Here is a 26345-nt window from a genome sequence, read left to right as displayed (position 1 = left end):
TGGATATTGAGGGAAGGAATATGCTCTTACCTGGGGAGATCTCTGGTTGTCGTGAACATCTAAGAGAAGTCAGCAGAAGTCATAGTAGCTATGAGGAACGAGCCATAAGAACTATGGAGGTCTCACAAAAGTAGTGAAGGACTGAACGTATTGTGAAGTGAAAATTCGGTAAGGAGCCTTTGAGTAGCCTTATCTTAAAAGTAGCGGAAAGATGTAGCGGTGTAAAGAGCGTTGCATTTTGCTTTACGAACCGCCGTATACAGCCTGTCCCGAGCATCGGGAAGACCCGTACGTACGGTGGTGTGAGAGGCGCACCGTGGGCTTATGGCTCACGGCCGTCTACTCGATTGGCAACTGGCTTTTATTTAATTTTATTTAAAAACCTTGTGTCATTCATATTCAATTCATTCTCGTAAGTCCCGATTTTTTTGAAATAATAATACCTCAATCTTTCCGAACACTCTTTATAATTGTCATATCCTGTAACTGAATATTTAAGCATTTTAAATGGTTTCCAATTTTTCTGGTCAAATTCAAAGCCTTTTCCAAAATACTCAATTCCGCCATTTGGATAGTCTATATACTTGTTAAACGCTTTGTTTATAAGTAATCCAGCGACAATTTCATTTCCGTTCTCGGAGTAAAATAAAGTGTCGATAATTGATTCTTTATATTCAAGTCCTATCGGCAAATCAATTGCCCAATCTCTTTCTATTGAATCATTATAAGTTTTGCCTTCAAAATATTTCAAAGTCAACTCTGATGGTCTTTGAACGGTCTTAACTTTTATAAGACTATCAACTAAGTTTTGCAGCTGGATTTTATCTCGTTCATATTTATCAGTCGTAACTTTTACATTATAAGCAAACTTATCTGGTGTGGTAGTTTCAATCAGTCTTAAAGAAAGTTCCTTTGTCATATGTGTCATAGACATTAGAGCAAGTGGGCAACTTAAAATTAGAAGAAACCAAATACTTATTTTTCGAATGTGCTTTTTGAATGATAGAAAAATAAAAAGGATTGTTGACAGAAATAGAATTATTGAAGTAATAGTTAAAGTATCTATTATGTTGCCTAAAGCAGAACCACCTTGGTCATTTAAAATATGAAATACTGAAACCAATACTCCAATTATTAAAATTCCATATAATATCTTGATATCGTGTTTCATTTTTCAGCTTGTTGCCAACACCTGTATATACGCAGCTCCCAGATCCCTATTGCGTCTATATCGCAATTGTCCACAGGTCTACGGGTTTTGCTAAGGCCAAATTAAGAATTTCGGTTAGATAATCTACGCTGCATGTTGGAAGAATGGTGAGGGATAAGGGAACGATATCAAGATTGCATTGTCGATAGTCATAAGGACTCGACGAGTAAGTATGCAAGAAATAGAAGCATGTAAATTCTCGATTAGGCCTATTTTAAGCTTATTGAGATCAGAAAAAATGTTCCTAGCTGCTTAAATAACTGGACTGGTTTTGTTGGATGACGTATTTGATGCTAATGACTTCCATATAGACTGACAGCAAGATTGAAACTTACCGAAGAATTTTAAGGCTAATCGGTTGCCTAAAAATCAAAATAGTTTACCATCTTAGAAAATAGCTATGCTCAAGAATCATTGCTGATAACTATGATCTGATCAATTTACAGTCATGAGGAAGTTTTGTTGCTAGCCAGAAATTTTTAACCATTAAGACAAGATCTGTGTCTATGAAGTACCATTCACTATTCGTTTCTCTAGTAGTTCTTTCTGTTTTGTTTTCCTGTGAGGAAAAGGAAAGCCAACACAATCAACAACAGCCCAATATCATCTACATCATGGCTGATGATCATACGACGCAGGCTTTTGGGATTTACGGCAGTCGTTTGGCTTCGTTGAATCCAACGCCTAATCTGGATAAATTAGCCAATGAGGGGATGATTTTTGATAATTGTTTTGTCAACAACTCTATATGTGTGCCTAGTCGTGCCGCTATAATGACTGGACAGAATTCTCAGGCAAATGGGGTCATCGATCTAGAAGGAGAGCTTCCTGCTGACAAACAATATTTGCCGACGGAATTGAAAAAACTGGGCTACCAGACAGCCATAGTAGGTAAATGGCACCTGCATGCAGAACCAGCAGCGTTTGATTATTACCAAGTGTTGCCGGTACAGGGTAAGTATTTCAACCCAGATTTTAGAGTGCAGGGAGATAAGCCTTGGCCAGAAAATGAAATTCAAACAGAGGGGCATTCTTCAGATGTAATTACAGATGCTACGCTTGATTGGCTCAAAAATAAGCGAGATCCTAATAAGCCTTTTTTCCTGATGCATCATTTCAAGGCACCTCATGATGATTTTGAAAATGCACCACGCTACGATGAGTATTTGGCAGACACCTTTATCCCTGAACCAGAAAGTATGTACCATAATGGTAACAACGGTTCTGAGGGTACCCGTGGCAAAAATGATTCGTTAACCAGAATTATAGGTTCATCCGTATCAAGTCGCAATTTGATACGTAACCAAGCGATGAATCTATATACCGATAGCACGGTGTATAAGCAGTACAGAAATGCAGCAGATATCCGTCCCGACGAATATGTGAACTGGGAGATGAGTGCCGATGAGAGGAAGCATACCTCTGTTGTATATCAAGAATACTTAAAGCGCTATCTACGCTGTGTGAAAGGCGTGGATGATAACGTAAAACGCTTATTGGATTACTTGGAGGAAGAAGGATTGCTTGAAAATACAATCATTGTCTACACAGGTGATCAAGGATTTATGCTGGGAGAGCACGACTATATCGATAAGCGCTGGATGTACGATGAGTCTATGCGTATGCCTTTCTTTGTTCGATATCCCGAAAAAATAGCCGGGGGAACTCGTACCGATGCCATCATCAATAATACCGATTTTGCACCTACATTGATAGAGTTGGCTGGAGGCACAACTCCAAGCTATATGCAAGGTCATAGTTTTAAATCTATTTTGGAAACAGGGGAGGAACCGGAAGATTGGCAAAAATCCACCTATTACCGATACTGGATGCACATGGCGCACAAGCATGGTAATCCTGCGCATTTTGGGATACGCACAAACGATTATAAACTAATATTTTTCTATGGTAGGTATTGGGTAGATACGGATGACCCAGATGCAAAATGGAATAAAGGAAGTTGGGGCAACGATTTTACCCGTCATACGCCAGCTGCTTGGGAATTGTATGATTTGAGGAATGATCCTAATGAAATGAATAACGTTTATGCAGATCCTGCATACAAAGGAATTGCTTCAGATCTAAAGCAGCAATTGATCGAACTCCGTGAAAATTTGAATGAAACGGATAAAAACTATCCCCATATTCAAAAGGTAATCGATGAGCATTGGAATGATTAATAAAGGAAAGGATGGGTTCAGGGATGTTCTTTTTCAGCTTTGGAAAGCAGTATGTAGCATTGTTTCCTATAGGTCTTCCACCAATTCCACTTTCATTTGCAGGTGTGGCCTGGCAAAGCAACTTATGCTGTAGTATTCATTGTCAGAGTTTAATCTGAGTTGAAATTTATTTTTTAAAAATTAACGGTTGCCTTAATTACACCATTTGCGGGATCTAGCCAGCCATCAAAATTGGCGATCATATCTTTGAAATCTACCGTATGGGTGATGAAAGAATCCGTTGGGAATTTGCCTTCTCTAAGGATAGAGATGACCTCTTGGAAGTCTTCCAAAGTTGCATTTCTGCTGCATAGGATGGTTGTTTCTTTGGCATGAATCGCAGGATGATTAAAGACCAGGTCTCCTTTGGAAAGGCCAACCAGCAGGTATTTGCCACCATGCGACATATAATTCGGTCCAGATTCCAGGGCAGCCTTATGTCCTGTGGCATCGAAAACTATTGCACACAAATCGCCACTTGTGATTTTTGAAATCTGATCTACTGCTTCAGAACCCGCCAATACGATATGATCTACTCCGATTATCTCTTTGGCATAATCAAGGCGCTGTTGGTTCATGTCAACGGCTATCACTTCAGCCCCAGCTATTTGAGCCAATTTCATGATGCCGATACCAATTGGTCCGCAGCCAATCACTACGATGGTTTCTCCAGACTGGAGTTCTGATCTTCTAATCGCATGAGCTCCGATCGCCAAGGGCTCCACTATGGCCATTTGATCATCAGTCAAGCCCTGAGCAGGAATTAGAATGTCAATTGGAACAGTAATTTTCTCTTGCATTCCACCATCGGTGTGTACGCCGAGAACTTTTATCTGAGTACAGCAATTAGTCTTGCCCTTGACACAGGCAACACAGTGTCCGCAACTCAAATAGGGCATTACTACCACATTATCACCATTTTTGATTCCCTTATCATTGTCGCCAATTTCGACTACCTGAGTCGCCAATTCGTGACCCAATATTCTGGGATAAGTGAAAAATGCTTGATTGCCAGCGTAAGCATGTAGATCTGTACCGCAAATGCCTACTTTTTTGACTTTTAAAATAGCTTCATTGGCAGCTCTGATTGGCTCATCTTTTTGCTTTAGCGCAAACTTGCCTGGAGTCTCACATACGATATACTGCATCTTTTAAGATTTAAGTTTTGAGGTATGCAACCTATGTTTATTTCTCCAAATTAAGAGTGATTTTGGTCTTTTTATGACCCGAGTTTCTCTTTATTATGAATTACAAGCCTCTTGGAAAAGCTTAGTTAATTCCAGATTCCATTGGCCTCTGTAAGTATTACAGGCGCAGAATCCGTGATGAGAATTGTATGCTCATGCTGGGTGACAAATCCACCATTATTTCCTACCAGTGTCCAACCATCATTTTGCTCCACGGCAATTGTCGAATTGGTAGAAATGAAAGTCTCAACTGCGACGGTAGTGTTTTTTTGAAATCGCTCTCGGTTGCTTTTGACTCTATAGTTTAAAATATCTTCCGGCTTTTCGTGTAGACTTCTTCCAACTCCATGCCCGGCTAAGTTTTTAATGACTTTAAAACCTGATTTTCTAGCTTCAGTTTCTATCAAAAAACCTATGTCAGCGATTTTTACTCCGCCTTTGATAGCGCTAATTGCTTTGTGAAGGATGTTTTTGGAAGCATCCACAAGTGGTTGATGATTATGAATATCTTTTCCCAATACAAAAGAACCTCCATTATCCGACCAGAAGCCGTTCAGTTCCGCTGACACATCGATGTTAATTAAATCTCCTTCTTTGAGAATTTTCTTCTTGGAAGGAATGCCATGAGCAGCTACCTCATTGACGCTAATGCAGGAATAGCCAGGGAATTTATAGGTTTCATAAGGTGCAGATTTGGCTCCGTAACTTTTCAGAATTCCCCCTCCATATTCGTCTAGTTCCTTTGTGGACATACCGATTTTAGCGTATTCTCTCATCAGTTTTAGTGTAGTTCCCACCACTTCAGAGATGCGTTTCATTCCTATTAGTTCTGATTCTTTTGTGATTGACATGGTGTTGTTTTTCTAAGTGATAAGATTTAACAAGTGGTGTTCACAAAAGGTGCAACTAATTGTTTATAAATTCAATCGCCCTTTCAAGTACCTCATCTTTGCCTTCAATAATTCCTTGTATAGTTGGGTTGACTTCTATGTCTATTTTTACTCCTTTTCGTTGTGTTTCGGTATTGTCTGGGTAAAATATCCCAATCCCAGTTATTCCTGTTTTATATCCATTTGGAATGGTAAGATAACTGACATTTCCATCTGCACCTGAAGTCTGACTTCCAATAGTGGTTACCTTATCACCTGTTTGTAAGCACATGATTGTAAATTCAGCATGACTTTGGGCTTGTTCATTAGCCAGTAATATTACTTTTCCTTTATATTTTAATCCATCACTGGGAAGTGTTTTTCTGCCAGTTCTCCAGATAAATTTCCCGGGATAATCTAAGTCCGCTGCTGTGACATTAAAAAATACATTCGAAGAAGAACTGATGTATTTAGCAAATGAATATAGCGTTCCCTTTGGATAATTCCTGATATCGAAGATGATTGCTTTTGTATCTTTCAGTGCTTCCATTGTTTCTTCTACATCTTTATTTCCTATTTCTCCCATATTGATATAGCCAATATTGTCTTCTAAAATTTCGAAAATTTCAGGCTCTTTCTTTTCTATAGCAAGATCTGCAAGCAGATACCTTTTGATGGTTTTGGTATCCGTTTGATTGTTTCGGATGTATTCTATTTTCACTGAGTCTGAGGAGCCGTTGAAAATTGCAGAGAATGCATTGTGTTTCTTTCTCGGGATGTTTGAGCCACTTATGTATTTCTCTTTTTGATTAAAAATGGCTTCAACCTCTTGATCATTCACTTTTGTGATGACATCGCCAATTCGTATATCAGCTGCTTTCGAAAGTGAATCGTTATAGTAGTCAGTGATAACTGCTTTTTCATCAATCAATTTGAAATGTGCAGGGATCCAATACTCACCAAAAATGGATTCTGTTTTTTCGTTGTAATACCAAGCATGACTGTCATCGAGGCTTACGACTAACTCAAGCATTGCCAAATTATAGTCATGCTCGGATGGAGGGTTAAGAAATTTCGGAATCATGTTAGTCAAAACATCGTCCCAATCGGTGTCAGTCTGGTATTTGTAGGGATAAAAGTATTCGACTATGTTCCAATATCGAAACAAGGTAATTAATCGTAGGTTTTCGTCATTCCAATCACAATCCTCGTAGTTTTTCTCATTAAGTACTTCGATGTTGCAAATGCCTTTGATTTTAGAGACGTAGTACTTTTTTCCTTGATGTCTATTCAGCTCAATGTATTTAAGCCTTTCAGAAAGTTCATCTGTGAAAGTATCATTGTTCTCTATCCAGGCTAAATTGAAGTTCTCTTCAAAATATTCCTTGTTTGTAATTTGATCACACTTTTTACATGCTTTTACTTTTCCAAGATTATCTAACCAATCTAAGTAAACTTGAGAGAGTTCTTCCTGTGTTGAGGCAGTCTTGACTTTTGGCAAAATCCTAAACAGTTCTTCGTCCCAATCATATTTCCCCGCTGCAACTTGGGGATGGTAATATTTTAAAAAACCCCAAATTTTGGTGGTTGCTGCAAGTTTATCGGTTTCGGTCAGTGTGCTTTGGGCATAGGCCATGTGCACACATATAAAAATGAGTAGGAGGGTTAGAGTTTTTTTCATGTGATTATGATTTGATTTTTAGCGAACACATGGAATTTCACAGTGTTAAAATTTCTCTTTTGAGGGAATTTTAAATGATGTTCGATTTCAAGGTGGATGTCTTTAAATAATTCTGCTGAAACCAAATTAGAAATCAAATCTATAGTTGCAGTAATTCAACCTTGCTATTGGATTGAATTTGAGTTCTTTTAACAGTTCTCGATCTAAAAATGAAAAAGCCGACAAATCATCGTCTGCATTTAAAAGTGGAAGGTGAAATGAATTTATTCGATCGAAAAACTTATTTCTTTCGACCCACGAAATGTTCCATGGTCTTATAAATTCCCAGCACAGAGCCAGCGAACCAATCAAATACCGAAAGAGGCATGATAGCCTGACCTAATCGGGTAAAACGATAAATATAACCTGGCATCGTCACCATTTTTCTATTCCTCTCAATGGACTTTACTATCGTAAGTGCAGCAGCTTCAGGTTCTAGAATTGGAATCTTTGAATTCACTCCATCAAACATGCCGGTATTGATGTAATAAGGCATGATGGTGGTAATGTTTATGTCTTTGCCTTGCTGTTCCATTTCCAAGCGCAGGCTATCAGACCAGCCAATCAACGCCCATTTACTAGCGGCATAAACCGACATTTTGGGATTCGAAACCAAGCCTCCTGAGGATGCTATGTTGCATATATGTCCAGAGTTTTGAGCGATCATATCTCCCAAAAACTCCTTTGTGACTAGCATAGGTCCATTGACGTTTATTGCTATTGTGCTAGTAATGTCTGAGGTGGAATGTTCATCGAAGTATTTGCCAACTACGATCCCCGCATTATTTATTAGGATGTCGACGACTCCTATCTGCTGCTTTACCTTGTTGGCAGTTTCTCTGATATGCCGGATATTGGAGACATCTACTTGAAAGCCAAAGATGCTTTCTCCGTCAGTATATTCTGCGATAGTGGCATCAATGCTAGCTTGATTAATATCCCAAATAATCACTTTGGCCTTGCGCTCCAGCATCAAGCGAAGCATTATTTTGCCAATGCCCGCTGCGCCACCCGTGATTAATACTATTTTCCCCGCTAAATCCTTCATTTGTTTCTCCGGTTGAGTTCGCTATGCAAAAGACCTTCTTTTATTGGTTTGAGTATAGGTGATTCAAAATGATTATGTGTATCCGCTTCTTTGCCAGCAAAGATCCAAAAGCAACTAAAATTAGGTTAAACTCTAGGTTTTAGGCCACTTCGGTCACCTGTTATCGGTCTTCCGTCCTGTAAAGCAAATAAGCTATGGAACTACTTCTTATATTCAAATCTCTTCAACAAACCGTAGAAAGACTTTTTTGTGCAGCTCAAGATCCATAGTAGGAGAGAGCGACACCCGGGCAATGTAATCTTTGTCAGCTTCTTTGGTTGTCCCTTGAGTAGAGGTAGCGGGTATAGTCCAATAGCATCCTTTCAACTGCCCATAACTCACGCAGTACTTGCTTTCATTAGGGATTTCGGTGATCATCATATTGATCAATTTAAGATTCAATGCTCGCTTGTAATTTTCTTTTTCTTCGGCAGTATCCCCTTTGGTAGGTAGATCCAGTGAAAATACCGATGGCATAAATCCTTGTTCGGCCAGTTCTTCTGATACAAAATTGATTTTTGCGGTAGGCAAAGTCTCCTGTATGAAGTTTACAAATTCACGTGTATTCTCATATGCATCCTTAATCCGTTGGTTCATCGAAGGTAATTGCTTCGCCAAAATCTCCATCTGAAGGTTGGTAGCTTCGTTATCGCAAAGTTTTAGATGCTTTTCAATTTTCCCCATCAAGCCTTCTGCTTTATCATTTCCTACGCAGTAGCCGGCAGTACATTTTCCGCCACTTGGGAATTTGGATCCACTGGCATAAGAGATAGCTCTAATCGTAGAGAGTGTTTCGCCCTCAGCTAAAAAGTGCACATTAGGACAAAAGGTTTGATCTAAAATAAACACAGGTGCTAAAGCAGTTTCACCAGATGCAGTTTTACGCGTTTGGCTCAAAACAGCTTTTAATTTTTGAAGATCAGGAACTTCAACTCTAGGATTTGTAGGGATTTCAGCGATGATGTATGGAATCGCATCTTCGCTCGCAATTTTATCCAAGATGCTAGCAATACTTTGCACCATGTCGTTAGCGCCATCCACAGGCAAATCAACCACTTCAACTTCTTCAATGCACGCAGCAACCCGTCGCGCTTGGTCGTTTGTGCCACCGTAGCAGTTTGGTGGAACGATGAATTTGATCGCTTTGCCTTGATGGTTTTCCAGCGCATCATGAACCAGCCCCATCATAATCGCATATTGCATAGACAATCCGCTAGATCCAAGCAGGGGTTTTAAGCTAGTATTAGTAATCTCCTTGAGCGAGTCTTGAACACTGATCCTGTTTGTCTCTGAATCGTTTTCAGATTTCACTAAAGCAGAATTTTCAACTAGTGATTGTAAGGCAAAATGACAATTGATAGGCGTCATGGCAATAGTCTCTCTTCTTCTGACGTGCTGGATTTCGGAGATATATGTTTCATTGTCCTTACCATTTACCAGTAATATAGATCCAAGCCCCTGATGAAGGTTTATATAAAAATCTACACTTGCGGTTAGCTTGTTTGGTGTGAGATTGAAATTGCTAGTATCCTCTTCCTGAGAAATGAAAATAGTACTACCCTTGAATGCAGGTATATCTTCATTCTTATTTACATGACTTAGCTGAAAGGAATAGCCGTAAACGCTTCGCAGAATTTCTGCATCAAAAAAGTGAGGTAATTCAGCGCTGTAAACTATTTGGGTATCTTTTTTAGTAAATAAGTTTTTCCTTAAAACCGCCAGAATTGGTGCCGTTTGGGATGAAAAACTGATTACGTTTTCCGCTTTTAATTGGTGCTGCTTAGCAATAGCCCATTCTAGCACACAGGATAAGGGATGACCTAGCCGAATGTAATCATACGCAGTAGGTAAATTATTTAGGGCTTCGGAAGTAGCATTATTGGCCTGAAACAAGCTTTCAAACTGCTCTAAGAATTGAGTTTTGGCCAACTCTTCATCATAGATATCTAGTCTATGGGTTGTTAGATTTAGCCAGTCCGATGGCATGTTCTTAATAACCTCTTTGATGTAATTTGTTACTTTATTGCTTTCCATAAATTGGTTCTTTCGATTCGATACTTAGTCCTTCAATGAGTTAAAAACTGAGTTGGTTCCTTGTCTGAAATACTTGTTTAGAAGCCCGACAATAGAAATGTAGTTAACTGTCTGAAAAGTAACTAGATGTAGGTTTTTGTGCTGGGATTTGTTGGCATTTTGTTACTTGCTTGATTTGTCCTTTTTCAACAGGTTTTTTAAGAATACATAAGAGAAAAAGCCGAAAAATAGCCAATCGTTAGCGCCATAGATGGTGTAGAAGATTCCAGCCATGGCGTCTTCAGCATAGACTGCAGCGAGATCGTTGTTCAGCAACCATTTTGTCCAGACGAAGCCATAGATGAATTTCTCAACTGCGAAAACAGCGATCAGCCAATTGACCTTGGTAAAATCTTTGGCAACGGACAGGTAAGCAAGTCCCCAAACCAGGATCATCAAAAGTCCAAAGTTCGACATTACTAAAGGGTCAAATTTGCCTATGGTGGCATTTGTGAAGAATCTCGAAAAGATTAAAACCCCTCCAATATTCATCAGTCCAGCTGCTATGAAACCGTAAGTGATTGTTTTGTTTTTAATCTCCATGTTTTAACTCCAGTGAATTTCATCAAAACTAGGCAGAATAGCTGTGCTTTAGTACAAGATCAGTTTCTATTATTTTTGAGATTTCCAATTGGGACGAAACTGGCCCTTAAGCAAAAAAGCCGACAAATAATTGTCGACTTTCCAACTAGTTATTTGCTATTTTCTCTTTCCAAGCAGGATATTCTTTCAAAAGTTTTTCTGGAGCGTTAGTGTACCAACTGTAGCCATTGCGTCGCTCGTAGCCGATTTCAGAAAGGGAGTTTTTCTTGATACCATCACGGTCGCAGAAGTATGGCTTTTCTGTGTCTAGATCATAAAAGCGCGCCCATAGTGCTGGAGCACTCGGGTCAGAAACCACGATTCTATTCTTTTTGCCATCAGCATTGATTTCGGTTTCTACTTTGATTCCTTCGATTTTGTGCGTTTCAAACCAGTTGACTGCTCCATCTATGGAAGCAATCACTTCCGTTGAAGGATTGTCCAGTTCCATCAATAGCTGAACGATACCTACGGATTCCGAACCGCTAAAGGAAGCAAGTTCATAGGAGCGAGCCTTAGCAGGAGCAAGGGTTTTTTCATCATGTTGTGCACACCAAACAGTAGGGGAGCCGTCCACGACGATTTGAGTTTTGAGAATGCAGTCAATCCCTGCATCAAATGATTTCTGAGCTTTGGCAATCATTTTTGGATCTAGTTTTAATGCTGCGTAGGCTTGATCTGCTGAGTAAATCTCTCTGAGAAACTTCATGGTATTTACCATCGCGTCATCATTGTAAGTGATGTGTCCAGAATAGGCAACAGACCCTGTGCGTACGGGGAAAAACTGTGGCCATCCGCCATTGTCATACTGGGCAATGAAGATGTAATTCAAGCCCTTTTCAAAAGAATCTTTGTAGCGAGGATCTTGATTTTGGGCATATACATTCGCCAGAAATCTCAATTCGCTGATCGTCGCTCCGTTATCGAATGTTGCACCGATCTTAGCTTTGTTGGCTTTGATTTTAGCTTTTTCTGAGTCGGATAATGGTTGATGAAAATCCTTGTTTTTCTCCCAGCCACCAATTTCCTTTTGGCTGAGCAGTACATTCTCGGCAACAGCTTTTGCTTCGTCTGAACCGTACCAAGCTTCAGGCATTTTGGTAGCCACATCCTTCCATCTCATACTGAGATAATTTGTCTCCTGCGCTTGGGTTATGGATAAGGTAAATACCAGGATTAATGTGAATATGAGTCTGATTTTCATTGGTTTATCGTTTTACTATTTCTATACTCGTAAGAGTAATTTTGATTTATAGTATTAATGTAGCTCTGATTGCTACTAGTAAATGATATATACTTATGGCAACATCCAATCTGCCCGTTTTTGAAAGTCTAATTGAAATGCATTCTTCCATTTTGAAATTGATATAGGGCCTGGGCCGTCAATAAAATGGTTGGTGTCACCATTTCTCACATATTGCCCGCCCCAACTCTCCTGTGTGGGATCTTCAGGGTCATTTAAACCTCTATTAGCACTGAGCAGGTAAAGAAAAGATGGAGAATCTCCTTCTATTACTCCAGATCCAGCCATTGCTTTTGGTGGGTAAATTGCCCCCAGTGGTCCGTGATCTTTGATGATATTAGTTTCAGCCCATTCTTGTGTCCCTACACCGAACATGCCTTGGTAAGTAGTCTTCGATTCTATAATATATAAATTTGGATAATTGTCCATCAGCCAGCTATGGGAAGCATCTTGACATCCAATTAGAAAAATTCGAATCTTATCTAAAAAAACTTCCAGTTCTTCCTTAGTTCTGCTGTTTTGCACCTGCCAAATAGCTTGAGCAACTTCACGTGCTCCACCCCAAACACCTATATAAACGGGTCTGGGGTCTGGTTTATCAGCGATAGCTATAATTACATCTGATGCTTCGCTGTTTTTTCCGGGGCCAATAATATCTGACCAGAGCTGCTTTCCGCAACCCCACTTTATTTCAATGTGATGGTTGTTTCCTAGGCCTTCAAAAGTCACTGATCTCAGGAAATCAGCAGTAGGGAACATAGAGTCTTTCTTTCTCAAAGTCTCATCTACGAGATCGTATTGATCCAGGACATTTAGAATATTTCCTTTATTGGCAACCATATTAAATGTACCTGCTGAAGCTATTAAGGCTTCCACCTCCAGTTCGTTGGTGTAAAGTAAAAAGCGCACCATGGATTGCACATCATCAGGATCACTGTTGGTCACTGGAATAGGAGGGAAGTCGGAAGATACAATCACGCGGTACTGCGCAAATGAATCCATTTGAAATGCTCCTAGAAGCAGGAAGATCAAGAAAGATTTTGAGCAATTAATTTTCAATGCGTTAACTAGTTATTTCCCTTCGATGATAATTCTTCGGTAGCTGGTGAGCTTAGGGCTGCCACTGTCCGTTACTTCACAGATCACATGGACTGTTTTGCCAGAGAAGTCCTTTGGTAGGTCAAATTTTATGATCTTGGATTCATTATTCGGTATAGATATTTCGCCTTTATAGCTACCCGCTTCAGGCACAATCCACCACTTGAAGCTCAGTTCATCGTTCTCGGGGTCATAGGATTTGGAAGCATCAAGCATGACAGTTCCGCGTTTCTTTGACTTAACACGTAAAATATCTATTCCCTCATTTTTATTGACTACAACTATCGGATTTCGGTTTCCTTTTCCGTCCTGTGCCCAGTCCATCCTGGCTGCAAAATTATTGTAGGTGGCAGGGTAGAAGTAGGCTGAATATTCTCTTGATTTATCATAGACAGGCGCCTCGAAGTTTGTGTATGATTCCGTTGCCTTATCTTCGCTTATCCCCTTTACGAAATAACCTCCCCAACCCACTTGAGAAGGAACCATCGGGTCATTTAGACCATTTGGCATCATGTGAAAAAAAGCGGGTGTATCACCTTCTACGCCATATTTATATTTGGGATAGACTTTGCCTAGATTGCCATGAGTCTGGATATCCGCAGCATATTTTTCCCAATTACTTTTTCCTGTTCCATTTTGATATTTCCAGGCAGATTCATCCCATATAAAGAGTAAATCCTCAGAAAACTCCCTTCTCATCCATTGGTGTGAACTAATCGCAAAATCAGTTTTCTGATCTCTATCTTGATCCGTGATGGTATAGGTTGGGACTTTGTGGAGGAATGTCTTCAATTCCGCTTCAGATCTAGTTTGTTGAACTTGCCAAATTGCTTGGGCTAGGGTATTTCCACCTCCCCAAACGGTAATCCAAAGAGGGCGCTCATCTGACTCATCTGCAAGTTTGATGATCAGATCACTTCCAGGAGAGTTATTGTCTTCCCCGATGAACTTGAAGCCTCTATTTTTGCTGCCAAATACAGTGATGCTTCGCAAATAATCCGGACTTGGCCAGTAACCTATTTTTTGCTTAGATTCATCTGCCAGAAAGTCCTTTTGATTGGAGCGCTTCATAAGATTTGGAAGATCTTTTTCATAGGCATCTATGGCATCATGAATCAAATCCATGAAATCATCCCGGGTTTTGTCCAGACTCCAACCTGTGGTGAAAATTATACTTTCGATTTCATATAAATCCGCATGGACAAGCAGTCTGACTAGTGATTCACTATCATCAGTTTCCCAGGTAGAGACATCCGTCAATACAACAATTCTCGGTTTTGGTGTCGCTTTCTTTTGATTTTGCTGCGCAAAAAGTGAAGTGAATGTGACGAATAGTAAAATTGTAAGCCAAGTTTTCATGGAGGGTTTTCTAGGTCAAATAAGGGTTTTCTTCAATTAAACGTAAATCTATTCTCGTATTAGCGGAAAAACTACTTGCATTTCTGGATAAACCTATCAAAATCCCAGAAGTAAATAACTTTTGATGAAAGTCGTAACTAGTTTAAATCTTAAAGCTTGTCTTGCGAAATTTGGTCTCCTTAGCGGAAGTTGATTGACTGTGGATTCTCTATCAGCCGCTTTAATGCAGCTTTTCTAAAAATCAATGGCTGTACACCAAGGGAGTATAGGAAAAGGTATCAGTAGATTGGGATGTTATTTCCAATCGGAGCTTGATGTTTGAAGAGGGTACGTGATCTGTGTTTTGCTTATAGAAATCAGGAGAATTAATGCCAGCGATATTCAGTGTTCAAAAGTGGATCAATTTCTTTGAACTGATCAAAGTCTTTGTTCATGTTGTTTTCCCACCAGTCAAAGTAGGATTCTGCTACAGCTGCATGAATCGCATCACTTTGTTCTAACCATTCAAAATCAACTTTATTTTCTACTACTGGATTTTGCGATGGGAAGGTATGAAACAGGTATTTTGAGTTTGTAGCACGTGCTCGAATAGATTCTATAGTCCATAGAACAAACATTCCTAAACGGCATTCCGAAGTCAAAGAGGATGAAAGAGTATTGACAGGAAAGTTTATAATTTTCTGATTCTCATTTCTATATGCTAAAAGTGCCGGTATGTCACGAGAAGAAAATTCCGGCAACTGGTCAGCATCGTATTCTCCTTTTTTTAATAACTCCACATAGCTTTCCACGGTCATATTTGAAGGATGTGAATCATCTTCGCATCCTAAAAGACTTATTAGGCAGATGCAGACCAGTAGGGTTTTTAGAGTTTTCATAATTGCTTCAATTTATAAAGTCTAACTCGAAAAATGAAGATTTTCCCCAGACTTTAACTCGCTGATTTTTTTTCTGATTAGCAGCCAAACACGAGTTTTGAGGATCAAGCGTTTAACCCAGTTTTTCTGTGATGAGAAATCTGGCTCGTACTTGTCTTGTAGCTGTTTTTTCATTTGAGCGACTTTCTTCCTGAATTCAGCTGTCTTTTCCCAACTTTCTTTACCTCCCTCAAAAATGCCCGCTTGTCGATTTGTGTTGATTTTCATATCTGTGAAAAGTTTGGTGTCCAATATTTGCCTAAGCTATTTTTACTACAAAATACCAATTCTGTTACTAATAGCTCAAAAAAAGCCGACAATTTAGTTTGCCGGCTTTAAATTTTGGTTTACCCAGCCCTTTAGTCTGAGCTTTGATATCTAGGGCTTTCAGCCTTATTTAAAATCAACGTCACACAAATTTGCGGGAAAGTATAGTATAGCACCGCGCCCTCTACGAATCCTCGGTGGACTCTGCGGTAAAACTATTTCTTTACCCAGAAATCAGCATTATCAATTCCAGCATCTTTGGCAATGAAGACTGGGTCTTTGCCTTCTTTCTTCTGACGCTGGTAATCTTTCAATGCTTTGAAAGCTGGCTTACGAAGAAGGATGATTGCTATGATGTTTAACCATGCCATCAGTCCTACGCCTATATCACCCATAGTCCAGGCCATTTCAGCAGTCTTGATCGTTCCGTAGAAAGTAGCTGCTAGTATAGCAATTCTGAGTACCCAGATTCCCCATTTGTTGTGAGTCTTTCTGATTAAATAACTCAAGTTGGTCTCAGCGATATAGTAATATGCCATGATGGTGGTAAATGCAAAGAACAACAATGAAACTGCTACGAATCCTGCCCCAAGTGATGGGAATTGAGAAGCAACGGCAAACTGGGTGTATTCAGGGCCATAAGCCACGCCTGGTAGATTCTCAACCAGAAATCCTCCTTCTGGATTGACTACATTGAATTGGCCTGTGAAGAGAATCATCAATGCTGTAGCAGTACAGACGAAAAGTGTATCTACATAAACAGAGAAGGATTGAACCAAACCTTGTTTCACCGGATGACTTACTTCAGCGGCAGCGGCTGCGTGAGGAGCTGTTCCCTGTCCAGCTTCGTTGGAATAAATCCCCCTTTTGACACCCCAAGCGATAGCCATACCAAATACTCCAGAGAAAGCAGCTTCCATATTGAATGCTGATTTTATGATCAAAGCGAAGATTTCAGGCACTTCGGTGATGTTGATAGAGATAATCACAACAGCCATGAGGATATAAGCTCCAGCCATAAATGGAATGACAATTTCTGCTACTTTACTAATTCTTTTGACCCCGCCCAGGATGATCAAACCCATCAATGCGGTGATGATTATTCCTGTCCACATGACTGGAATATCAAAGGCATTGGCCATGCTCAAGGCAATACTATTACTCTGTACGCCCGGCATAAATACGGCAGTGGCTAGGATGGTGGCAAAAGCGAAAAGCATTGCATACCATTTTTTACCAATTCCTTTTTCTATATAATAAGCCGGTCCACCTCTGTACTCGCCATTATTGACTTCCTTGTAGATTTGGCCAAGGGTAGATTCTACAAAAGCGGAAGCTGCTCCTAGGAATGCGATTACCCACATCCAAAAGATAGCTCCTGGTCCTCCCATAGCTATTGCAGTAGCTACACCTGCGATATTTCCTGTTCCCACTCTTCCTGATATGGCAATTGCGAATGCTTGAAATGAGGATACTCCTCTTTTGGATGATTCTCCTTTGAATAGGAGGTAAACCATTTCTTTCAGATAAGTGACCTGAAGGAATTTGGTGGCAAAGGAGAAATATACTCCTGCCGCCAAGCAAAGAAAAATCAGTGCATTACTCCATACAACTGCATTAATAGCTTCTACTATTTCTTTCATATGTATTAATTTGATTTTGAAAGTCACATGGAATCTCGCGAATCAGGCACTCAGCTTTTGAGCATCTTTTACCTTACGCTTGATTTCATATTTCAATTTTAAAACTTAAAATTCCTGTAATTAAGTTGGATTTGGGTGTAATAAGAACCCGAAGAAAGGAAAAAATCAGCGATTAAAGCAGAAGATTAGTTTTAATCGGACGTATTTCTTGATCGATAGCCTAAGAATATTAGGAAATATTAGAATAAGCTTATTTTATATTTAGATTATCAAATCGACATCTTTGCAAGATCAAGTTAGTTCTGCCTGTGAAAAGAAAAAATCCCATCGATGAGCACCCAAAACAATCCCAAAGCTGTTGTGACTAATCCAAAGCAGGTGCAAAGCTTTGTGGTATGGGGACTTGTACTCTTTTTGATTGCTGCCTTACTGGGAACAAGTATGCGCTTGTTTTGGGTGGTGGAACTTCCTTATTTCGAATATACCAATGTGCTGCACGCGCATTCTCACCTTGCAATGCTTGGCTGGGGGTTTACCATTATTTGCGCTCTTTTTATCCATTTTCTCAAAGGCTATATTCAGAAGCCGAAGCTTTACTGGGGCTTGGTGCTTGCTAATATCTTGGTTTGTAGCCTGATGACTGTTTCCTTTGTACTCAAGGGCTATACGATTTTGAGCATTTCCTTACTTACCGCACATTTACTGATTGCCTATTATCTTGGTTTTTTGTTGCTCAGTGACCTGAAAAAATTAAGGAATCAAACGGCTACGCTACTTGGAAGATGGGCGATTTATTGGATGTTTATTTCCACTATTGGCGTCTGGTTTTTGCCCCTAGTGATCGTCAACCTCGGTAAGCTTCATCCTTTATATTTGGCCAGCATAGAATTTTTTCTCCATTTACAATTCAATGGCTGGTTCGTCTTTGCTGTGTTGTCCATCCTAGTTTTATTTTTTGAACTTCAGGGCAAGATTCTAAAAATCAGTAGATTGGAATTCTTTGGCTTGCAGATTTCCTTGGTGCTCACTTATGGTTTGCCCGCATATTGGAGTTATCCTTTCGAGATACTCGCTTATCTCAATTCACTGGGGGTGCTTATACAGGCTGTTGTTTTTGGGAGATTGCTGATACCTATGGTGAAAGCTCTAAAAGATCCGACTCAGGACAAAAGTGATCTGGGTTACTGGTTAATTGTTTTAGGCCTGATTTCACTTTTTGCAAAGATTGTTGTTCAATTAACCTTACTACTGCCTGCATTTCTACATGCTTCATCAGACATCCGTCAATTCTTTGTAGGTTTTATTCACCTGATAATGCTCGGTTTTTTTACCATGACAAGTGTGGGTATTTGCCTTCGCAGAGGACTCATTCCTCAGAATATGCTGTCAAAAGTGGGTTTGCTGATGCTAATCATCGCTTTTATTCTGACAGAGCTGACCCTGTTTTCACAGGGACTTTTGCTATGGAATTCCTTCGATTCCATTCCTAAGTATTACGAAATTCTCCTTGGGTTCACCCTTTTTCTTCCTTTAGGAATCCTTTTAGTGTTAGCTTCTTTTGCTGTAAAACAACCCAAAGGATTATTGCATTGACATAGTAGGCTAACCATGTACTGTTAGTAGAGGAAGATTTATTTCCTTAAACATATTCAATCAGCTCAAATCTATTTCCCCAAGGATCCCTAAAAAAACATCGATCTCGGCCCTCAATGATCGAAGAGTAACTGATTTCGATTTCTTCTTTTAGCAAAAATGACTTAGCTGCTTCTAAGTTTTTTACTACAAAAGCTGGATGCCTAGCGGACTTGCTTTGATGACCTTCTTCCTCCCGTATGTGCAGTTCTATATTGCCCAGTTCGATCCATATTGCTCCATTGGGATGTCTGCCCGGGATCTCGTTGAGTTGTAATTTTTTGCAGTAAAATTCTACAGCTTCCGCAGAAGTATTTGGAGGAATCGTGATCAGAACATGGTCTAAACGCTCAATTTCAAGCATGTGGAATTTTATTAATAGGTGTGCTATGGCTAAACAAAGGATTAAAAATGCATAAAAAAGCCAACAATCCTCAAATTGCTGGCTCTTGAATTGATTTAGAAATTTTTTGGAATGAGGATTAAAAAGTAGCTAGAACATTTTTACCAATTGCTCTGCCGCTTTCCTGCATGATGTGTGCTTTTTTTAGATTCTCTACATTTAGCTTCCCAAGATTATTTGTCACAGTGGAGATCAAAATCCCTGCATCTATCATCTCAGAAACTCTATTTAGTAATTCATGCTGCTGAGCAATATCATCAGTTTCAAACATGGAGCGGGTAAACATAAACTCCCAACTGAAACTCAGTGCTTTTCTCTTTCCTGCGAGTATATCCAGTGATTTGGGATCATCGATAAATGCTACTTTCCCGCGTGGCTTTATGAGTTCAATGATTGAGTCGAAATGTCCATCAGTGCCCGTAAGTGAAGCGACATAAGTAGGTTCTAGCCCTAGTTCTTTCAATTGATCTACTAAGGATTCTCTATGATTGATGATATGATCGGCTCCCATTTTTTGAGTCCAGCTAACTGTATCTTCACGAGAAGCAGTTGCGATTACGGTTAGTTTGGTAAGTTTTTTTGCCAACTGAATAAGTATGGAACCTACTCCTCCAGCTCCACCAATTATCAGGATGCTTTGGCCTTCTCCGCCTCCTTCCTTTATGCCAAGGGAATCAAATAGCAATTCCCATGCAGTGATTGAGGTTAGTGGGAAACCTGCCGCCTCAGCAAAATCAAGGGACTTTGGCTTTTTACCAACAATGCGTTCATCCACAGCGTGAAATTCAGAATTGGTTCCTGCACGTGTAATGTCTCCTGAATAGAAAACCTCGTCGCCAACCTTAAACTTAGATACGCTAGTACCTACTTTTTTGACAATCCCTGCAGCATCGTAACCTATGATCTTGGTACCATTAACTGGGGCTGAACTTGCTCTAACTTTCACATCTACCGGGTTGACAGATATCCCGCGAACTTCCACCAATAGGTCATGAGCTCTTAGTGTAGGCGTTTCAGTTTCAAATTCGATTAGTGATTCGGGAGCGTTAATTGGACCAGCTTGATTATATCCGATAGCTTTCATGGTATTTTCTTTTGATTGGTGAAAAACAGGAATACGAGAGATGAAGTCTTAGAGTTGTAGGAGTGAAGCGCCTTTGATACAAACTGCATGTATTCCTGCAATTAAGAATTGACAAGAAATCACTGTTTCTATGTGATACCCAGATTAAGAAAGGTATTGTTTTTTATAGTTATAGGGAGTCATTCCTGTGACTTTATTGAAATGCCTGTAGAAGTTAGATAATGTATTGAAACCGCATTCGTAACAAATCATCTGGGTTGATCGCCTATTTTCAATCAATGCTCTGCAGGCATTGGAAATGCGTATTTCTATGACAAATTCAAAAAAGGTTTTGTTGGTCATGGTTTTGAAATAGCGGCAAAAGGCAGAGGTGCTGAGATTGGCTAGAGCGGCTATTTCTGAGAGATTGATTTCTTCTCCATAATTGGCGAGAACAAAAGAATAAATTTTTTCCAGTCGATGCATTTCTGACAAATTTGACAAATGACTATAGGCATAACCTGGCGAAATAGTCTTATAATCATCAGTTTCGGAAAGGGTATTTATAACCTCAAGCAAAAGAATAATTCTTTTCATGCTGGTCGCTTGTTCTAATTCCATCAACAGGTTAGCAAGCTTTTTCTTAGTCTCACCTGAGATTATTAGACCTTGTTTTGCCTTTTCGAATAAAGCTGGAATAGCCTGTGCTTCGGGTAGTTTTAAGAATTCTGAGCCAAAGCAATCTGGGTGAAATTGTAGGACATAAGTAGCAGTCTGCTTTGGACTATCAGGCTCAAAATATTCCTCCTTGCAGCGCCAAGCATGCGGGAGATTTTGGCCTAAAAAAACCATCTGTCCATCCGAGAAATTACTCACACTATCGCCAATATATTGGGTGCCTTCTCCCTTGATGATGTAATGCAGTTCCAACTCAGGATGATAATGCCAAAGGTTGCCTAACAGTGGTTTAGGATCAAAGCGGATGTTAAAGGATTTTGCTGGTTCTATTGATACTTTATGGAAATGGGCTTTCATTCGGTTCTCTTGTAGAATTGGGTAATTGATTCTGTTTTGTGATTTCAATCCAAAGAAATCTAGAGATTAAATATACTAAGCTATAAGATGATTTTGCTGGTATTTCCCTAAGATTATAATCATATATGGTAAAATAATGGAATATCTTACTAATAATCAATAGACTTAGCATCGAAATTCATGTGATATTTAGGGAGGTCAAATCTAGTCCTATCAATGACTCTCAGGTAGATTTTCATTCATTTTCGAATCAATCGATTTTGTATGGCAATTATCGATTTGAAAGACTAGGTTGGAATTAGAAATCAGGAAACATAAACCAAGCCAAGCATGCAGTCTATTACGCAGTTAAATAGCTTATTGAGAAAATCAGTCACAATGAGTATTTGTGCATTTTTACTCATGAATCTGAGCTATGCGCAGCAGGCAGCTCATGACTTTGAAATCGTAAAATACAACAACCCAAATACCAGTTCATTTCTGGGAGTTGGGCTTTGGGCTTGGCCGCTACCGATGGATTACGATGGGGATGGAGATATGGATATGTTAGTCTCCTGTCCAGATAAGCCTTTCAATGGACTTTACTTTTTTGAGAATACTTCAGGGGATGATTTTCCAGATTTTGCCGCTCCTGTTCGACTAGGGGATGCCATCAAAAATGTCCAGATTTCACACATCGATGAGGGGGTGAAAGTTAATATTCCGGGAGTCGAGCTCATGGATTTCAAAACCAAGCTAGCTAGCGAAGAGAAGCTGCTTTTTGATGCAGAAGAGCTAAAGAAAGGCTTTGAGAAGGTTCGTTTCAATCAATGGAAAATGGTTGATTACGAAGGAGACGGGGACTTGGATCTGGTTGTTGGAATAGATGATTGGGCTGATTATGGCTGGGACAATGCCTTCAACAATAAAGGTGTATGGACGAATGGCCCTCTGCATGGCTTTGTGTTCTTGCTAGAAAATCAGAATGGGAAATATGTGAATATGGGTAGGATAGAAGCTGGTGGTAAAATGCTTGATGTCTATGGAGCTCCATCTCCCAATTTTGCGGATTTTGATGGAGACGGGGATTTGGATCTGATCTGCGGAGAGTTTTTGGATCGTATGACTTATTTCGAAAATATTGGGACTAGACAAAGTCCTAAATATGCAGCAGGGGTTTTTCTAAAAAATGATGCTGGCCTGATCAAAATGGATTTAGAAATGATTATTCCGGTTGCAGTGGATTGGGATAAAGATGGTCATGTGGACTTGGTGGTAGGAGACGAGGATGGAAGAGTGGCGCTTATCAGAAACACAGGAAGTTTAAAGGATAATATCCCACAGTTTGAAACCCCTAAGTATTTCCGCCAGCAATCAGATAACCTAAAGTTTGGAGCTTTGGCAACGCCAGTTAGTGTGGACTGGGACAATGACGGCGATGAAGATATTATTACGGGAAACTCAGCAGGATACTTTGCTTTTATAGAAAATATTGGCGCTGGGGAAAAACCTAGCTGGAAAGAACCAAAATTACTAGCTGTAGATGGTAAAGAGATTCGAATTCAAGCAGGTGAAAATGGCTCGATACAAGGACCAGCTGAAGCCAAATGGGGTTACACCACACTTTCTGTCGCGGATTGGGATGGAGATGGGAACAAGGATATCATTTTTAATTCAATCTGGGGAAGGATAGAGTGGATAAAAAATACAGGTTCGGGCTTAGAAGCTCCCAAGCCTATTGAAGTCAAGCGTGGCAACGAACTGGCAACTTCCCCTGCCTGGAACTGGTGGAAATCCGCACAAGATGAATTGGTCACTCAATGGAGAACAACTCCTTTTGCCATAGACTGGGACAAGGATGGGATAATGGATTTGGTGATGCTGGACTATGAAGGATACCTATCCTTTTTCAAAGGCGTAAGAGAAAATGGTCAGCAGGCGATACTTCCAGGTCAGCGGATATTTTATGGGGATAAAGCATCAGTTTACACGAATAGAGATAAGGCTGAAAATGAAGAGGCTGGACCATTACGCCTAAACAATGCCGAAGCTGGTGGATCAGGGAGGCGAAAAATCTCTTTGGTAGACTGGGATAATGATGGTGATATGGATTTACTAGTGAATAGTGTGAACGTCACGCTATTTGAGAATATCTCTCAAGAAGGCGATAAGGTTATCTTCTCTCGCAAAGGTCCGCTATCAGAGAAAGTGCTGGCTGGACATACGACCAGTCCTACTTTTGTCGATTGGAATAAGGATGGAATATGGGAGGTTTTTGTAGGTGCTGAGGACGGTCATTTTTATTATTTTCAACGATGATTTCCTGTCAGAAAAATCAACTATCCCTATTCCGAGTTTTCAGCTTTCCAATTTTAATTGCGCTGCTTTTTACCTCAGTCCAATGCAAGCCACATAATTCAAGTATGAGTAATGATTCAAATATGACTGATATGAATAAGCTTCAGGAAATTCAGCTTACCTCTGATGCAAAAGGTCACTTTTTGAATCAGCGACAGGCATTTTCTCCGGATGATAAATCACTGGTTTTTGATAATAGAAATGATGAAACGAAAATCGGAGAGAATGCTTCTGTTCAGTTGGTCGATGTAAAAACCAAAGAGATTAAAACCATTTATAATCTGGGAAATCAAACTGTTTTTGGACCAGGTGTGGGAGCGGTTAGTTTTCACCCTTTAAAGAATGAGGTAGTATTTATTCATGCTTTGATGAATGCTTCCAAGGAGAATCCTTATGGCTTTACGCGCAGATTTGCGATGCAGCTTGATTTGGATAATGCCAATACAGAAGAACCTATGGAAGCAAGAGATGTGTCTCCGCCTTTCACCAAAGGTGCTTTGCGTGGAGGTTCACATGCGTACTCATACAGTGCAGATGGCCAGTGTATTAGCTTTACTTATAATGATGAAATTCTAGCTATAGAATCCCAGGTAAATCCTGCAGTCCATGACCTTAGAACAGTTGGAGCTTTTCTGAAAGGAGAGCAGGTTTTGATCGATGGGAAAAATGATGAGGAGAACTTTGATGGAAATAGCTTCGCCATTTTACTGGCCGAAGTAACCGCGATGCCAGAGCCTGGTTCGGATCAGATTAGCAAAGCCTATGAAGAAGGATGGGTGGGAAACAATGGTTATTTAAAGACTGATGGAACTAGGCAAAAAGTAGCCTTGGCATATTTGGCTGATGTGATTTCTGATTCAGGCGAGAAAGTAACAGAGGTCTTCATCTCTGATGTCCCAGATGATTTACCCAGTCTTATGAATTCGGTCACTTCTGGAGATCGAAGTAAGCTTCCGGCTATCCCAGAGGGAGTTGTTCAGCGGAGATTGACATTCACCACTGCAAACAAATTCCCAGGAGTGCAGGGTCCCCGACAATGGATGAGATCTTCTCCGGATGGGGCATCACTTTATTTCTACCAAAAAGATCAGGAGGGAATAGTTCAGATCTATGCTGTATCCCCAAATGGTGGGGAGATCAGAGCGATCACTCAAAACAGTTTCTCTGCGGATATTACCTTCGATCTAAGTGCAGATGGGAAATACTTAGTCTATGGCTCCAAAGAAGCTATCTATGTGACCTCAGTATTAGATGGGGAAACTAGGCTTGTATTACCTGCACCTTCAAATTCAAGTACTAGTCTAAGTAATATCAACTGGTCAAATTCCGGTTATACGATTGCTTACAATAGAAAGGTAAGTCTCGATGGAGAAGCCTTTTACCAGATTTTTGTCCTAACCCTTAATAACCTGTTAAATTAATATTATGTCTGTAGTTAAAGCTATTCAAGTGCCGCTAAGAGGTATTGTGCCACCTATGATTACTCCGCTCAATTCGGACGGATCCTTGGATAAGGAGAGTGTAAAGAAGTTGATTGAGCATCTAATTGAAGGTGGGGTCCATGGTATTTTTATTTTGGGGACTACTGGAGAATTTTCTGGCTTGAGTTATTCTGTTCGTAGAGAGTTGATCAAACTGACCTGTGAACAGGTAGCTGGAAGACTGCCTGTATTGGTCGGGATTACTGATGTGTCTTTGACTGAAAGTATCGCTTTGGCAGACTACGCGGCAAGTGAAGGAGCTTATGCTGTGGTCGCAGCTCCGCCCTTCTATGTGAACATTGACCAGGAGGAAATGTATTCCTACTTCAAACAATTAGCTGATGCGATATCACTGCCCATGTTTCTCTACAATATGCCTTCTCATACCAAGCTTACCATTGAAGTCGATACAGTAGTGAAACTTGCTTCACATGAGCGTATTATAGGTTTTAAAGATAGCTCGGCACATGGAGTTTATTTCCAAGCCTTATGCCATGAATTTAGAAATCAAGAGGATTTTGTCCTGATGGTTGGGCCAGAAGAAATGATGGCTGAAACAGTGCTTATGGGAAGTCATGGTGGTGTATGTGGTGGGGCGAATTTATTTCCGAAACTATATGTGAGCTTGTATGAAGCTGCGGAGAATAGGGACTTTGAAAAGATCCGGAAATTACAGGGATCTGTGATGGAGATCAGTAAGAACATCTACCAGGTTGGGGGCTATAAGTCTAGTTATATGAAAGGAGTGAAAACGGCACTTTCGTTTATGGGACTTTGCCAGACAGAGTTTGCCCCTCCGGTATATCCATTTTCTGAAGAGGAGGTTGAAGAGTTGAGGAGAAGAGTCAACAAGATCACAAGTATGCTGGCTGACCAATAAATATGATCGATTTACTTAATATTATAAGAGAAACTGATTT

21 protein-coding genes are annotated in these 26345 nt (G+C 40.0%); 5 read left to right on the top strand and 16 right to left on the bottom strand.

From position 1 onward, the window contains the following. Positions 1–361: 361 nt before the first annotated feature. On the bottom strand, positions 362–1171 hold the full coding sequence (locus LV85_RS18645) for a hypothetical protein (protein WP_111322281.1): 810 nt from the start codon (positions 1169–1171) through the stop codon (positions 362–364). A 545-nt stretch (positions 1172–1716) separates the two neighbouring features. Between LV85_RS18645 and LV85_RS18640 the strand changes: the two genes are divergently transcribed. Beyond that, the gene (locus LV85_RS18640) at positions 1717–3390 is read left to right on the top strand and encodes a sulfatase family protein (RefSeq protein ID WP_111322279.1); all 1674 of its coding nucleotides are present in this window, start codon (positions 1717–1719) and stop codon (positions 3388–3390) included. 173 nt (positions 3391–3563) lie between these two features. Here LV85_RS18640 and LV85_RS18635 read toward each other — a convergent pair whose 3' ends face one another. From LV85_RS18635 to LV85_RS18575, 12 genes are all read right to left on the bottom strand, one after another. Then, positions 3564–4577, bottom strand: a complete 1014-nt coding sequence (locus LV85_RS18635) for a zinc-binding alcohol dehydrogenase family protein (RefSeq protein ID WP_111322277.1) — start codon at positions 4575–4577, stop codon at positions 3564–3566. A 125-nt stretch (positions 4578–4702) separates the two neighbouring features. Continuing rightward, the gene (gene map, locus LV85_RS18630) at positions 4703–5467 is read right to left on the bottom strand and encodes a type I methionyl aminopeptidase (protein ID WP_111322275.1); all 765 of its coding nucleotides are present in this window, start codon (positions 5465–5467) and stop codon (positions 4703–4705) included. A gap of 55 nt (positions 5468–5522) precedes the next feature. Then, a complete protein-coding gene (locus LV85_RS18625) occupies positions 5523–7166 on the bottom strand; it encodes a S41 family peptidase (RefSeq protein WP_146260506.1) in 1644 nt (547 codons plus the stop codon). Between the two features lie 280 nt (positions 7167–7446). Beyond that, positions 7447–8253, bottom strand: coding sequence for an SDR family oxidoreductase (locus LV85_RS18620; RefSeq protein WP_111322271.1), 807 nt, complete (start codon positions 8251–8253; stop codon positions 7447–7449). Positions 8254–8466: 213 nt separating this feature from the next. Then, positions 8467–10326: a PLP-dependent aminotransferase family protein gene (locus LV85_RS18615; protein ID WP_111322269.1), complete on the bottom strand. Its 1860-nt coding sequence runs from the start codon at positions 10324–10326 to the stop codon at positions 8467–8469. Between the two features lie 162 nt (positions 10327–10488). Continuing rightward, positions 10489–10908, bottom strand: a complete 420-nt coding sequence (locus LV85_RS18610) for a hypothetical protein (protein ID WP_111322267.1) — start codon at positions 10906–10908, stop codon at positions 10489–10491. A 145-nt stretch (positions 10909–11053) separates the two neighbouring features. Then, positions 11054–12151 carry a pectate lyase gene (gene pelA / locus LV85_RS18605; protein WP_111322265.1) on the bottom strand — a complete coding sequence of 366 codons (1098 nt, stop codon included), beginning with the start codon at positions 12149–12151 and terminating at the stop codon, positions 11054–11056. Between the two features lie 93 nt (positions 12152–12244). Then, entirely contained in the window at positions 12245–13222 is a 978-nt protein-coding gene (locus LV85_RS18600; RefSeq protein WP_211318445.1) for a DUF1593 domain-containing protein, read from the bottom strand. A gap of 39 nt (positions 13223–13261) precedes the next feature. Continuing rightward, entirely contained in the window at positions 13262–14647 is a 1386-nt protein-coding gene (locus tag LV85_RS18595; RefSeq protein WP_111322263.1) for a DUF1593 domain-containing protein, read from the bottom strand. Between the two features lie 365 nt (positions 14648–15012). Beyond that, a complete protein-coding gene (locus LV85_RS18585; protein ID WP_111322261.1) occupies positions 15013–15525 on the bottom strand; it encodes a DUF4943 family protein in 513 nt (170 codons plus the stop codon). Between the two features lie 21 nt (positions 15526–15546). Next, complete coding sequence (locus LV85_RS18580; protein WP_146260505.1) at positions 15547–15792, bottom strand: hypothetical protein; 246 nt, start codon at positions 15790–15792, stop codon at positions 15547–15549. 254 nt (positions 15793–16046) lie between these two features. Then, positions 16047–17474, bottom strand: a complete 1428-nt coding sequence (locus LV85_RS18575) for an alanine/glycine:cation symporter family protein (protein WP_111322257.1) — start codon at positions 17472–17474, stop codon at positions 16047–16049. 330 nt (positions 17475–17804) lie between these two features. Between LV85_RS18575 and LV85_RS18570 the strand changes: the two genes are divergently transcribed. Beyond that, positions 17805–19067 carry a hypothetical protein gene (locus LV85_RS18570; protein WP_111322255.1) on the top strand — a complete coding sequence of 421 codons (1263 nt, stop codon included), beginning with the start codon at positions 17805–17807 and terminating at the stop codon, positions 19065–19067. Positions 19068–19113: 46 nt separating this feature from the next. On the opposite strand, the gene LV85_RS18565 is transcribed toward LV85_RS18570, so the two are convergent. The 3 genes from LV85_RS18565 to LV85_RS18555 all read right to left on the bottom strand — a co-directional run bounded on the left by LV85_RS18565 (position 19114) and on the right by LV85_RS18555 (position 21607). Continuing rightward, positions 19114–19470, bottom strand: a complete 357-nt coding sequence (locus LV85_RS18565; RefSeq protein ID WP_111322253.1) for a VOC family protein — start codon at positions 19468–19470, stop codon at positions 19114–19116. A gap of 118 nt (positions 19471–19588) precedes the next feature. Continuing rightward, positions 19589–20593: a zinc-binding alcohol dehydrogenase family protein gene (locus LV85_RS18560; RefSeq protein WP_111322251.1), complete on the bottom strand. Its 1005-nt coding sequence runs from the start codon at positions 20591–20593 to the stop codon at positions 19589–19591. A 144-nt stretch (positions 20594–20737) separates the two neighbouring features. Further along, positions 20738–21607, bottom strand: coding sequence for an AraC family transcriptional regulator (locus tag LV85_RS18555; protein ID WP_111322291.1), 870 nt, complete (start codon positions 21605–21607; stop codon positions 20738–20740). 330 nt (positions 21608–21937) lie between these two features. Between LV85_RS18555 and LV85_RS18550 the strand changes: the two genes are divergently transcribed. From LV85_RS18550 to LV85_RS18540, 3 genes are all read left to right on the top strand, one after another. Next, positions 21938–23905, top strand: a complete 1968-nt coding sequence (locus tag LV85_RS18550; RefSeq protein ID WP_211318444.1) for an FG-GAP repeat domain-containing protein — start codon at positions 21938–21940, stop codon at positions 23903–23905. A gap of 131 nt (positions 23906–24036) precedes the next feature. Further along, positions 24037–25365 (top strand): DUF3748 domain-containing protein, encoded by a 1329-nt coding sequence (locus tag LV85_RS18545; RefSeq protein WP_211318443.1) that lies wholly within the window; start codon positions 24037–24039, stop codon positions 25363–25365. Positions 25366–25369: 4 nt separating this feature from the next. After that, a complete protein-coding gene (locus LV85_RS18540; RefSeq protein WP_111322247.1) occupies positions 25370–26305 on the top strand; it encodes a dihydrodipicolinate synthase family protein in 936 nt (311 codons plus the stop codon). Positions 26306–26345 lie beyond the last annotated feature (40 nt).

The sequence above is a fragment of the Algoriphagus chordae genome (assembly GCF_003254055.1).
Lineage (GTDB): Bacteria > Bacteroidota > Bacteroidia > Cytophagales > Cyclobacteriaceae > Algoriphagus > Algoriphagus chordae.
Note: the sequence above shows the minus strand (reverse complement) of the source record. Positions and strands in the feature narration are given on the sequence as shown.